This window comes from Noviluteimonas gilva, assembly GCF_009740395.1.
In the GTDB taxonomy this organism is placed as follows: domain Bacteria; phylum Pseudomonadota; class Gammaproteobacteria; order Xanthomonadales; family Xanthomonadaceae; genus Noviluteimonas; species Noviluteimonas gilva.
In genome coordinates, this window is record NZ_WOXT01000005.1 from 20,760 (window position 1) to 32,952 (window position 12,193).

General features: G+C 68.6%; 12 protein-coding genes. 5 read left to right on the forward strand and 7 right to left on the reverse strand.

Annotated elements, in window-relative coordinates; all coding sequences use genetic code 11:
• Window positions 1–157 precede the first annotated feature (157 nt).
• Window positions 158–835: an energy transducer TonB gene (locus tag GN331_RS14210; RefSeq protein WP_197427156.1), complete on the forward strand. Its 678-nt coding sequence runs from the start codon at window positions 158–160 to the stop codon at window positions 833–835.
• A gap of 150 nt (window positions 836–985) precedes the next feature.
• Here GN331_RS14210 and rlmH read toward each other — a convergent pair whose 3' ends face one another.
• The 6 genes from rlmH to leuS form a co-directional block, all read right to left on the reverse strand.
• Window positions 986–1,456: a 23S rRNA (pseudouridine(1915)-N(3))-methyltransferase RlmH gene (gene rlmH / locus GN331_RS14215; RefSeq protein ID WP_156642964.1), complete on the reverse strand. Its 471-nt coding sequence runs from the start codon at window positions 1,454–1,456 to the stop codon at window positions 986–988.
• A gap of 31 nt (window positions 1,457–1,487) precedes the next feature.
• Window positions 1,488–1,907 carry a ribosome silencing factor gene (rsfS, locus tag GN331_RS14220; RefSeq protein WP_156642965.1) on the reverse strand — a complete coding sequence of 140 codons (420 nt, stop codon included), beginning with the start codon at window positions 1,905–1,907 and terminating at the stop codon, window positions 1,488–1,490.
• A gap of 73 nt (window positions 1,908–1,980) precedes the next feature.
• Window positions 1,981–2,649, reverse strand: coding sequence for a nicotinate-nucleotide adenylyltransferase (gene nadD / locus GN331_RS14225; protein ID WP_331713496.1), 669 nt, complete (start codon window positions 2,647–2,649; stop codon window positions 1,981–1,983).
• Between the two features lie 3 nt (window positions 2,650–2,652).
• A complete protein-coding gene (gene holA / locus GN331_RS14230) occupies window positions 2,653–3,699 on the reverse strand; it encodes a DNA polymerase III subunit delta (protein WP_156642966.1) in 1,047 nt (348 codons plus the stop codon).
• Between the two features lie 4 nt (window positions 3,700–3,703).
• Window positions 3,704–4,348 carry an LPS-assembly lipoprotein LptE gene (locus tag GN331_RS14235; RefSeq protein WP_231734526.1) on the reverse strand — a complete coding sequence of 215 codons (645 nt, stop codon included), beginning with the start codon at window positions 4,346–4,348 and terminating at the stop codon, window positions 3,704–3,706.
• 333 nt (window positions 4,349–4,681) lie between these two features.
• Window positions 4,682–7,411, reverse strand: coding sequence for a leucine--tRNA ligase (leuS, locus tag GN331_RS14240; protein WP_156642967.1), 2,730 nt, complete (start codon window positions 7,409–7,411; stop codon window positions 4,682–4,684).
• A gap of 99 nt (window positions 7,412–7,510) precedes the next feature.
• Between leuS and GN331_RS14245 the strand changes: the two genes are divergently transcribed.
• The 4 genes from GN331_RS14245 to GN331_RS14260 all read left to right on the forward strand — a co-directional run bounded on the left by GN331_RS14245 (window position 7,511) and on the right by GN331_RS14260 (window position 11,543).
• Entirely contained in the window at window positions 7,511–7,768 is a 258-nt protein-coding gene (locus GN331_RS14245; protein ID WP_156642968.1) for a SemiSWEET transporter, read from the forward strand.
• A gap of 102 nt (window positions 7,769–7,870) precedes the next feature.
• A complete protein-coding gene (locus GN331_RS14250; RefSeq protein WP_156642969.1) occupies window positions 7,871–8,431 on the forward strand; it encodes a fimbrial protein in 561 nt (186 codons plus the stop codon).
• The gene (locus GN331_RS14255) at window positions 8,428–9,141 is read left to right on the forward strand and encodes a fimbrial biogenesis chaperone (protein WP_156642970.1); all 714 of its coding nucleotides are present in this window, start codon (window positions 8,428–8,430) and stop codon (window positions 9,139–9,141) included. The genes GN331_RS14250 and GN331_RS14255 overlap by 4 nt, the downstream gene beginning before the upstream one ends.
• A complete protein-coding gene (locus GN331_RS14260; protein ID WP_197427157.1) occupies window positions 9,141–11,543 on the forward strand; it encodes a fimbria/pilus outer membrane usher protein in 2,403 nt (800 codons plus the stop codon). Before GN331_RS14255 ends, GN331_RS14260 begins: the two co-directional genes overlap by 1 nt.
• On the opposite strand, the gene GN331_RS14265 is transcribed toward GN331_RS14260, so the two are convergent.
• Window positions 11,532–12,170: a DUF998 domain-containing protein gene (locus tag GN331_RS14265; protein WP_156642972.1), complete on the reverse strand. Its 639-nt coding sequence runs from the start codon at window positions 12,168–12,170 to the stop codon at window positions 11,532–11,534. The two genes, GN331_RS14260 and GN331_RS14265, sit on opposite strands and share 12 nt — an antisense overlap.
• Window positions 12,171–12,193: the final 23 nt, after the last annotated feature.

Below are 12,193 nucleotides of genomic sequence, written 5' to 3' on the forward strand. Positions count from 1 at the left end.
AGAGTCGCAATCGGAATACCGGTCCGCGGTGCACTGCAGCAATCACCGTTGTCTCCTGGTCCCGCAGTTCTTTCGCGCCTTCCGACGGATCAACCCCATTGCCAGACCCCGCGCGTTGGAGGAATCAACTCGATCACGCAACCACGGAGGCCACGCCATGTCGCACACGATCGCGCCGTCCCTGCCCCGCCGCCAGGCGCAAGCCGGGCATCTGCTCGAACGCCCGAGTCCCGCGCGCATCACCGCGATCGCCGGCGTGATCGCGCTGCATGCCGCGGCGTTGATGTTGTTGCTGATGCCGATGGCGCCGCCGCAGGCCATGGTGGAAGAAGACGTGGCCATTCCGATCTTCGTGATTCCCAAGCACGTCGATCCGCCGCCGCCGCCGACACCGCCGGAGACCCACCGCCGCATCGAACCGCGTCCGGTCACGCCCACGCGCTCGCCGCCGGTCGAACAACCGCCGGTCGTCGATCCGGTCGGCGTGGATATCGCACCGCCTTACGACCCGGCGCCGGACACCGCGATCGTCGTCGAAACGACGCCCCCGGGCCCGATCCGCGCCGACAGCCTCGAATACGCGAGCGCGCCCCCGCCGGCCTATCCGCGCGACGCGATGACGCGCCGCATCGAAGGCACGGTGATCCTCGAAGTGTTGGTCGGCGTCGACGGTGTGCCGCTGGACGTGCGCGTGCAGACGAGCAGCGGCAATCGCTCGCTCGATGAAGCCGCGCGCAAGCACATCCTGAAGAAGTGGAAGTTCAAGCCGGCGACGCAGGATGGGTACGCGGTGGAGGCGATCGGCCTGGTGCCGGTGAAGTTCGTGTTGCGGTGATGCTTTCTCCCTCCCCTGCTGTGCAGGGGAGGGTTGGGGTGGGGTTGCGTCGGGTGTCGCAGCGCTTGAAGCAAGAGCGGTTCGCCTCGGCGTTATCCCCCCCAATCGCGCTTTGCGCGATTGACCCCCCTTGGGAAGGGGGGTGGGGGCTTACGCTCGGTGATAGGGGTGATTCGCGAGCATCGCGTTCGCCCGATACAACTGTTCCGCCAACACCAGGCGAACCAACATGTGCGGCAAGGTCAGCGGGCCGAGCGACCACGTGTCGTCGGCCCGCTGGATCACTTCACTCGCATGCCCTTCCGGGCCGCCGATCAGGAAACACAGATCGCGCCCGGCGCCACGCCAGGTTTCCATGCGTTGCGCGAGTTGCTCCGAACTCCACGTGCGCCCTCGCCCATCGAGCGCGACCACGAGTGCGCCCTTGGGAATCGCGGCCAGCACGCGCTGGCCTTCCTCGAAAGTCGCACGCGCGGCATCGCGGCCCTTGCCGCGCACGCCGGGTTCGATTTCGATCAGATCCAGCGGCAGCCAGTGCGAAAGCCGCTTGCGGTATTCGGCGAATCCGTGGGCGACCCACGCCGGTGGACGTTCGCCGACGGCGATGAGCCGCGCCTTCATCGCGACTGCGTGCGTTGCCGCACGCCGTGCATTACTCGACGCGGCCGGCGGCCAGCGCGTCTTCCTCTTCCGGCGGCTGGTCGCCGACGGTCCACAGGCGCTCGAGCGCGTAGAACTCGCGCACGCGCGGCAGCATCACGTGGACGACGACATCGCCCAGGTCGACCAGCACCCACTCGGCCTCGCGCTCGCCTTCCACGCCCAGCGGCATGCAGTCGAGCTTCTTGGCGTGGCGCACGACTTCGTCGGCGATCGACTTGACGTGGCGGGTGGAGGTGCCGGACGCGATGACCAGGTGGTCGGTGACGCTGGTCTTGCCGCGGACATCGATCTCGACGACATCTTTTGCCTTGAGCTCCTCCACGGCGTTGCGCACGTGCTGGAGGAGGACTTCTGCCGGCGGCGGCGGATTGGGAAGACGGGTCTTGATGACTTGCGCGGCGGTGGTCAAGGGCAGCTGGCTCGGTGGAGACGGCGGGGATTATACGAGGCGCTTGCGACCGGCAGGCGTGAAACCGTCGGCATCACGCGCCTGAGCGTCCATAAAGGCCCGATTGGTGGATGAATGCGGCAACCGGCGCCGGCACCCAGTCGCGCCAGCGCGGGTCGTCGGCCGCGATCCGGCGCCTGAGTTCGGTCGACGACTCCGGCCGCTCCGCCCCCAGGCGGAACTCGGCGAACCCGCCCGCCGGCAGCGCGTGCAGCTGTGATGGCAGGCACCAGCGCGGCGCGAGCTCGACATGGACCGCGGGCGCACGCGCGGCGAGCGCGTCCTGGTCGATGGGCGCGCCGGGGCGGTCGATCGCGAGCAGATGGCCGAGGTCGAACAGTTCACGCCACCGATGCCAGGTCGCGAGTTCGAACACCGAATCGCCGCCGACCATCCACACCAGCGGCGCATGCGGCCCGTATTCGGCGCGCAACTCGCGCAAGGTATCGACGGTGTACGACGGACCCGCGCGACGCAGTTCGCGGCGATCCACGATCAGGCCCGCTTCGCCCTGCACCGCGAGTTCGAGCATGTGCGCGCGTTGCTCGGCGTCGGCGTGCGTCGGTCCCTTGTGCGGGGGATCGGCGGCGGGCAAAAGATGTACGTCGGCATGCAGGGCATCGCGCACCGCGCGTGCGATGGCGAGGTGACCGGTGTGCACGGGATCGAAGGTGCCGCCGTAGCAGAGAACGAGCGGCGTCACGCGTCAGCCCAGCAGTCGCAATGCGCGCGGATCGGCGACGGCGAGCAGCACGCGCTCAAGTGCGAGCCACGCATCGGTAGGATCGCGGCCCCACTGCGGGCGGCCTTTCGCGATGCGATCCACGCGACCGGCTTCGGCGGCGAAGCGTTCCCACTTCGCGGCATCGTGTCGTTTCAGCGCGCGCGTGTACGCGGCCTGTTTCGAATCCCAGATGCGCTGCGCCTTGAATTCGGCTTGCAGGTTTCCACCGCGCGCCGCGACACGCGCGAGCGCGGCCGCACGCTGCAATTCCATCGCGACCATGCCGAGCAACGCGGGCACCGCTTCGCCTTCGCCGCGCAAGCCATGCAGCATGCGCGAGACTTGCGCGGGCTGGCCGTTCATCGCGGCGTCGACCAGACGAAACACGTCGTAGCGCGCCGAATCCGACACCAGCGATTCCATCGTCGCCGCATCCAGCGTGCGGCCTTCGGCCAGCAGCGAGAGCTTGTCGATTTCCTGCGCGGCGGCGAGCAAATTGCCTTCGACGCGATCGGCCAGGGCCTGCACCGCATCGCGATCGGCGCGCAGGCCGCGCGCGCGCATGCGCGCTTCGATCCAGCCGGCGAGTTCGTGCGGCTTCACTTGCCAGGCGACGAGTTGGTGGCCGATGCGCGCGAGCGCCTCGCTCCACTTGCCGCCATGTTGTTTGCTCCATTCGCCCGCGGTGACGAGCAACACGACATCGGGCGGCGGATTCGCGGCGAATTGCGTGAGCAGTTCGGCGCCGTCCTTGCCCGGCTTGCCGCTCGGCATGCGAATTTCGATCACGCGCCGCGTGGCGAACAAGCCCGGCGCCTGGAATGCGGCGGCCACGCTGTCCCAATCCGGGTCGCGTCCTTCGATGTCGTAGACCTCGCGATCGCCGACGCCCTGCTCGCGCGCGGCGGCGCGCACGGCGTCGGCCGCTTCCAGCACGAGCAGTGTTTCGGGCCCCGCGATCAGGTACGCAGGCCGCAGGGGCTCGGAGGCGAGTTGCGCCGCGAGCCGATCGGGCCTCAGGTCCGCCATCGGATCAGGGTTGCGACGCAGGCGCGGCCGACGTCGATGCCGCAGCAGGCGCCGTGAGCGTCGAGGCCGGCGCCGGCGCTTCCACCGTCGTCGAAGGTGCCGGCGCAGCAGCGGCCGCGTTGCCGCGGACTTCGGGGCGCGTGACGTTCAAGGCCGCGCCCACGCGACGCAGGATCGCCGTCGACATTTCGCGGCGCAGTTCCTTCGCGAGCAGTTCGCGCTCGGAAGTCGCGCCGACCGCGTCGGCCGGCGGCGCCACGTAGTCGCGCGAGAGTTCGACCGCGCCCTGCGGCACCACGACGTTCCCCGCCTGGTCCAGCAGCACGAAAATCACCGCGTAGCGCAGGCTGAATTCCTGCGCGCGGCCGCGTTCGTCGATGCTGATCGGCGTATCGCCCCAGCGTTCGGACACGATCTGCAAGGTGGTCGAGGGCTGCGCGGGATCGGTCGCGGGCACCGCGCCGGCGCGCGTCATCGCATCGGCGAGCGATTCGGCGAGCGGGCTGTACGGATCGGGCGACACCACGCGCACCGGATTGAGTTCCACCGGCAAGGTGAGCGCATTGCGCAGGTGGAAGCCGCAGGCGCTGCACAGCGCGATCAGCGCCGACAGCACCGTGAGTCGGACAAGCGTGGTGGGCATTCGCATGGCGGGCAGTCTGGACGAGGGGGCGGCGGCGGGCAAGGCCGCGCTCTTACAGCGTGGCTTCGGACGGACGCCTCACCGAGGTGGCGTCCGCTTCGATGAGTCAATCCCTCCCGGAGGGAGGGGCGCAGGTCGCGTCGAGGAACATCGCCTGCCAGAGGCGACGATGCACGACGGTGCGCGCGCCGAGGTGGGCGAGGTTCCGTCCGTCGGGTGTGATGGCTGTCGGCGCGTAACGATCAAGTCGCGACGCACACATTCATCAAGGCTGTCGCGGCACCATCAAACGTGGTGCGCAGCGGTGCGGCGTGCCGATGCGCCGCCCTGGTGGAGGCTCTACGCCGACGCCACGATATTGACGATCTTGCCGGGCACCACGATCACCTTGCGCACCGTCTGCCCTTCGAGGAAACGCGCGACCGCGGGCTCGGCGAGCGCGGCGGCCTCCACGATGTCCTTCGCGGTGTCCGGCGCGACCTCGATCGTCCCGCGCAACTTGCCGTTGACCTGCACCGCGAGCGTCAGCGCGTCGCGCTTGAGCGCTTCGGGATCGGCCTTCGGGAACGGCACGTCTTCCAGCAACGTCTCCGCATGCCCTAGCGCCTGCCACAAGCCGTGGCACACGTGCGGCGTGACCGGATTGAGCAGCAACACCATCGCCTGCAACGCTTCGTGGCGCACGGCGCGGCCCTGCTCGCTCATGTCGTCGAACTTCGCGACATGGTTGAGCAGTTCCATCAACGCGGCGATCGCGGTGTTGAAGCTGTGGCGGCGACCGTAGTCGTCGCCGACCTTCTGGATCGTTTCGTGCACCTGGCGGCGCAGCGTCTTCTGCGCGGCGTTGAGCGACGCCGGCGCAACGACCGGATGATCCGGCTGCGCGACATGCGTCAACACCTCGCGCCAGAAACGGCGCAGGAAACGCGCCATGCCTTCGACGCCGGCCTCGTTCCACTCCAGCGACTGCTCGGGCGGCGCGGCGAACATCGAGAACAGGCGCACGGTGTCGGCGCCGAAGCGGTCGACCATCGCCTGCGGATCGACGCCGTTGTTCTTCGACTTCGCCATCTTCTCGACGCCGCCGATGTGCACCGGCTTGCCGTCTGCCTTCAGGTGCGCGCCGGTGATGCGGCCGCGTTCGTCGCGCTCGGCATCGACGTCGGCGGGATTGATCCACTCCTTCGTGCCGTCGGCGTTGTCGCGCCAATACGTCTCCGCGATCACCATGCCCTGGCACAGCAAATTCGTCGCAGGTTCGTCGCTATGCACCATGCCCGCGTCGCGCAGAAGCTTGTGATAGAAGCGGAAATACAGCAGGTGCAGGATCGCGTGTTCGATGCCGCCGATGTACTGGTCGACCGGCGTCCAGTAGTTGGCGCGGGCATCGACCATGTCGCTTGCGCCCGGCGACGTGTAGCGCGCGTAGTACCAGCTCGACTCCATGAAGGTGTCGAACGTATCGGTCTCGCGCTCGGCCGCGCCGCCGCAGTCCGGGCACGTGGTCTTGCGCCACTCGGGGTCGGCCTTGATCGGCGATTGCACGCCGGAGAACGCGACGTCTTCGGGCAACACGACCGGCAATTGGTCTTCCGGCACCGGCACCGCGCCGCACTTGGCGCAGTAGATCACCGGGATCGGGCAACCCCAGTAACGCTGGCGGCTCACGCCCCAGTCGCGCAGGCGGAAGTTCACGCGGCGCGCGCCGTGGCCTTCGGCCTGGAAGCGCGCGGCGATCGCATCGAACGCCTCGTCGTAATCCATGCCGTCGAACTCGCCGGAATTCACCAGCAAGCCACGCTCGGTGTACGCGCTCTCTTCCTGGATCTTGCGCTCGAAGTCCTGGACGACTTCGACCGCGGCGCGCAATTCGTAGACATCGGAATTGCCGCCATGCAGCGCGGCGTCCATGGGATCGCCGCCGACGGCGAGGTCGTGCGTCATTTCGGCGACCGCATCGCGGACTTCCGCCGGCACGATCACCATGCGGATCGGCAGGCCGTAATGGCGCGCCATTTCCCAATCGCGCTGGTCGTGGCCCGGCACCGCCATCACCGCGCCCGTGCCGTAGCTCATGAGCACGAAGTTGGCGACGTAGATCGGCAAGGCTTCGCCGGTGACCGGATGCAGCGCGCGCAGGCCGGTGTCGCGGCCGCGCTTGGCCTGCGTTTCGAGTTCGGCTTCCGACACGCCGCCGTGGTGCAGCTCATCGATGAACGCGGCCAGCGACGGATCGCGCTCGGCGGCCTGCTTCGCAAGCGGATGCTCGGCAGCGATGCTGATGAAGGTCACGCCCATCAGGGTGTCGGGGCGCGTGGTGAACACGTGCAGTTGTTCGTCGGTGCCGTCGACCTTGAATGCGAACTCCAGGCCTTCGCTGCGACCGATCCAGTTGCGCTGCATCGTGCGCACGGCGTCGGGCCAGCCCGGCAGCCTGTCGAGGCCGTCGAGCAATTCCTGCGCGTAATCGGTGATGCGCAGGAACCACTGCGGGATCTCGCGCTTTTCCACGATCGCGCCCGAGCGCCAGCCGCGGCCGTCGATCACCTGCTCGTTCGCAAGCACGGTCTGGTCCACCGGATCCCAGTTGACGACCGAATTCTTGCGATACGCCATGCCCTTCTTCAGCAGGCGCACGAACATGCGCTGCTCGTGCACGTAGTAATCCGGGCGGCACGTGGCGAATTCGCGCGACCAATCGATGGCGTAACCCATCGTCTTGAGCTGGTCGCGCATGTGGTCGATGTTGGCGTAGGTCCACTTCGCCGGCGCGGTGCGGTTCTTGATCGCCGCGTTCTCGGCGGGCAGGCCGAAGGCGTCCCAACCCATCGGTTGCAGCACGTTGCGGCCGTTCATGCGCTGGAAGCGGCTGATGACGTCGCCGATCGTGTAATTGCGCACGTGGCCCATGTGCAGCGCGCCCGAGGGGTACGGCAGCATCGAGAGGCAGAAGAACTTCGGGCGCGGGTCGTCCTCGGACACTTCGAACGCGCGGCGGTCTGACCAGAAGCGCTGGGCGGCGGCTTCGAGGGTGCGGGGGTCGTAGGCGGGCGTCTCGGGGGCGGACATCGGGGGCGATTGCACACACAACGAAGGGCCCGAAAGCCTATCAGACCGCGCCCCCGCGCGGTCCCCGCCGGCGCTTGCGGCCTCGGCGATACTGCCGGCATGGACATCGACCTCACCTGGACCGGCTACGTGGCCGCCACCCTCACCACCCTGGCCTTCGTGCCGCAGGCGGTGAAAACCCTGCGCACGCGCGATACCCGGAGCATCTCGCTCTACATGTACGTCGTGTTCACCGTGGGCATCGGGTTCTGGCTGCTGTACGGGATCGCGCTGCATTCGTGGCCGATGATCGTGTCGAACACGGTGACGCTGGGCCTGGCGGGGATGATCCTGGCGATGAAGCTGCGCTGGCGGTGACGCCGGGTTTCAGGGTTTTCTGACAACGCAGCGAGGGATTCACCGACTGCGATCGAAGCGGCCGATCGGGAGGATAGGGACACACCCAACAAGGAGTGTTCCATGCAAACCAAGGATTCCCGCGTTCTCCCGTCCCGCTTCCTCGCGTCTCGCTTCGTCCCGGCGCTGCTCGTCGCCGGTTGCCTCGCTTCCCCGTCCGCGGCCGCCACCACCGGCACCATCCAGTTCGACGGCCAGATCACCGATTCCACCTGCGATGTCACCGGCGGCACCACCGGCACATCGGACTTCGTCGTTCGCCTGCCCATCGTCAGCACCAACCAGCTCGGCCCGGGCGACGTGGCCGGCCGCACCAACTTCCGCATGGCGCTGGCCAATTGCACGTCCGTCGCCAACGGCGTGCGCGTGTTCTTCGAAGGCGGGCCGACGGTGGATCCGGCCTCGGGCACGCTGACCACGAGCCTGGCAGACGTCAACCTCGCACTGTTCAACGGCGACGGCTCGCAGATCGCGGTCGGCAGCGAAACCCAGCGCGACGACAACACGCTCTACCAGACCTTCGAAACCATGGATTACCAGGTGGCGTACCAGAACGTCGGCCCGGTGAGCGCATTGGCGGGCGTGGTGACCTCCAGCGTCGTGTACTCGCTGCACTATCCGTGAGTCCGGGACTTTGCCTTCGCATCGCGGCCTGTTGGGTCGCGTTGCAGGCACTCGCGTGCGCGCAAGTCGCGCACGCGGGTGTCGTTCTCGCCAACACGCGCGTCGTCTTTCCGGGCGATGCGCGCGACGTCACGGTGCGCTTGAGCAACCGTCATGCGCATGCGGTGTTGGTGGAAACCTGGGTCGAATCGCCGACGGTCGGCGCGCAGGTGCCCTTCGCGCCCGATCCGACCCTGTTCCGCATCGACCCGGGCAAGGGGCAAGCGCTGCGCTTGCATCGCCTGCCGGGCGCGCTGCCAAAAGATCGCGAGACCTTGTTCTGGCTCAACGTGTTGGACGTGCCGCCGGACCCGCCAGCGGAGGCGGACATGTCGGAGATGAAGATCGCATTGCGCACGCGCGTGAAGTTGCTGCATCGGCCCATCGGGCTTGCAGGCGTTCCGGCAAAAGCACCGGCGGCGTTGCGATGGCGCGTGCTCGACGAGGCGAGGATCGAAATCGAGAACCCGACGCCCTATCACGTCACGATCGCGCGCATCGCCGACGGCGACGGTTGGGATGTGCAGGGTGTCATGGTCGCCCCGTTCGACCGTCTTGTCGTGCGTCCGAAGACCGCGCGTCGCGGCGGGCGCATCGCCTTCGAGGCGATCAACGACCTGGGTGGGCGCGATCGGTTCGAGAGCGCGCTGTCCGACGCGACGGTTCGATGATGCGCGTGCGGCCTGTCTTCGCCCTCGCCTTCGCCTGCTCGGCGGCGCATGCGGGTGAAGCGGCGTCACCGCAAGTCAAGTTCGACGCGACGATGTTGCGGAATGCGCGCGATGTCGACGTCTCCGTGTTCGAGACCGGCCATCCGGTGCACGCGGGCGAGCAGGACGTCGATGTCTGGCGGAATGGCGCGCTGCTGGGGCGCCGCCGCGTGCGCTTCGCGGGTGCCGATGCCCAGCCGTGCTTCGAAACCAACTTCGTCGCGTGGCTTGGCGTGGGGATCGCGCGCCTTTCAACGCCGCGACGCGAGTCCCTGGCACACGAGTCGTGCGCCGGGATCGCGACGCTGCACCCGGCCGCAAGCGCACGCTATGAACCGGGCGAGTTCGCATTGCACATATCGATCCCGCAGGCCTTGCTGGCGCGGCGAGACGCTGCCGTCGACACGACAGTCCTCGAAACCGGCATCCCCGCATTCCGTTTGTCGTACGGCGCGACCGTGTTGCGAACGGAGGCGCGCGGTGCATCACCTTTCCACCAGGGCAGCCTGCGGCTCGACACCGGAATGAACGCGGGCGCATGGCGGCTGCGCCATCGCAGCACGCATCTATGGCGCCCGGCACGGCCGCGCGAGAGTGACACTCTCTCCGCGCACCTGGAGCGCGACGTGTCGCGCTTCGATGCCCGCCTGACGCTCGGCGACTTCAACGCGACCGGATTGCTGCTCGACCCGATCGCGCTGCGCGGCGTGCGCTTTCAATCCGACGATCGCATGTTGCCTGCGTCCCATCTGCGCAACGCGCCGACGATCCGCGGCGTGGCCGACACCAACGCGCGCGTGCAGGTGCGCCAGGCCGGGCGGCTGCTGTTCGATACGACGGTGCCGCCCGGGCCGTTCGCGCTCGAGGACGTCATTCCCCTCGGACGCGGCGGCGATCTGGACGTTCGTATCGTGGAAGCGGATGGAAGCGTGCGCTCCTTCCTCGTGCCTTACGCCGCGATGCCCGGGTTGCTGCGTGTCGGGCACAAGCGATTCGGCCTCGTCGCAGGCGTGTTGCGCAATGCGGATGCATGGGACGCACCGGTGGTCGCGGGTGCGTTGGAAGCCGGCGTGCACGATCGCATCACGGCGCGCGCCGCCGCGCAGGCAACGGCGGGTCACACGCAAGTCCTCGGCGGCATCGCATTCGCTTCCCGCGTGGGCGCGCTTTCGCTTGATCGCCTGCATGCGCGCACATCGCGCGACACGGGGCTTGCGCGCGGCGCCGGCACGCGCGCGGCCTTCATGACGCAGGCAATGGCGCGAACGACGTTGCAAGTCAGCGCGCAGCACACGCCTGCGTCGTTCCATGCGCTGCAACACGTCCTGCGGCCGCACGGCCCGCATCGCGAGCGCCAGCGCTTCGACGCCACACTGCATCAGACCTTCGGCCACCGACGCCACGGGCTGCGCCTGGCCCTCGTCGATCGTCGCTTCCACGCCATCCGGGGCAAGCAGCGCAGCGCGCAATTGGGTTGGTCGATGCCCACCGGGCGCAACGGCGCGAGCCTGCACGCCAGCATCGAGCAAACGCACCGGATCGCCCAGCGTGCCACGCACGACGCGGTGCTTTCCCTCACCGTGCCCTTGCGCATCGGCAGCGCGACATCGTTCGCCAACACCCACGCGCGCGCAGGATCGGGGCGTTTCGACCTGCAATCGGGCATCAGCGGTGTCTTCGACGATCGAAACGCCTGGAACCTCGGCTTTGCGCATGCCGGCGAGGCACGCGGCAGCACGACGACCACGAGTGCGTCGCTCGCCCACGCCGGGCGTGCGGGCCATGTCGATGCCGGCCTGAGTGTGTCGCCGGTGATGCGCCAGGCGTCGATCAACGCCGAGGGCGGTTTGCTCGCGCACGCGCATGGCGTCACCTTCGGTCCGAGGCTGGGCGACACCATCGCGCTCGTTCGCGCCGAGCATGGCGGGGGAGCGCACGTGCTGCAGGCGCCTAATGTCCGGCTCGATCGGCGCGGGCATGCGCTGGTGCCGCAGTTGTCGCCCTATCGGCGCAATCGCGTGGGCATCGAGGTGCGCGGCGCGTCGACGGACGTCGCCTTCGACTGGACGGAGCGCGATGTCGTCCCGCGCGCCGGCGCGATCATCGACGTCCCGCTCGCGAGCGCGTATCGCCCGATGCACTTCGTCCGCATCGTGCGTGGCGATGGCCGGTCGCCGCCGATGGGCGCGCGCATCGTCGATGCGTCGGGGACGACGCGCGGGCTCGTGGGTCGCGACGGCGTGGCGCGCGTGCCCGCCGATGGCGACGCGTGGTTCCTCGACGGTCACCCATCTCCCTGCACGATCGCGACAGAATCTGCAGACACGATCCCCGTCGCGACCTGCCCGGCTTCACCCGGTTGATGTCTTCCGCGGCTCCAACACACCCCACGCGACGCAGGCGAGCCACGCCAGCCACGCAACGATCCCGATCCGCTGCCCCATCGCCGGCGCATCGGGCACCGCGACGAACATCGCGAGCGCCAACACCAACGCCGCAACGAACGCCGTCGCGAATCGCAGGGCCACGCGTTCGCGCCACGTCACCGCGAGCAACACGCTCCCCGCGACGAACGCGATCCACCACACGGTCCACGCGGCCGTGTGGATCTTGCCGAGGCCGTAGTCCAGGCCGCGCGTCGCATCCACCGGCAGCGCACCTTGCGCCGCGAAGGCCAGCGCCGCGAATGCACACAAGGTCCAGCCCACGCCCAGCGCGCGGCTGTCGGCATCGCGTGCGCGATCGGCGATCGACAGGCGCACCGTCGCCGCCCACGCAAGCAAACCCGGCAGCACGAAGCCGAACAGATCGAAGGCCCACCAACGCGGCACGCCGCGAGCGCCGAGCAGCGCGACGGGCTGGTCCGCATGCGAAAACCCGTCGAGCGCAGCGCCGAACCCCAGCAGCGATCCAACGAAGCCCAGCAGCGCGAGGGCCGTGAGCAGGCGGACGGAGGGCAGGCGTGCAGGCGAAGTGGATGGAGTCGGCATGCCCCCATGCTAGCGTGCGGGCT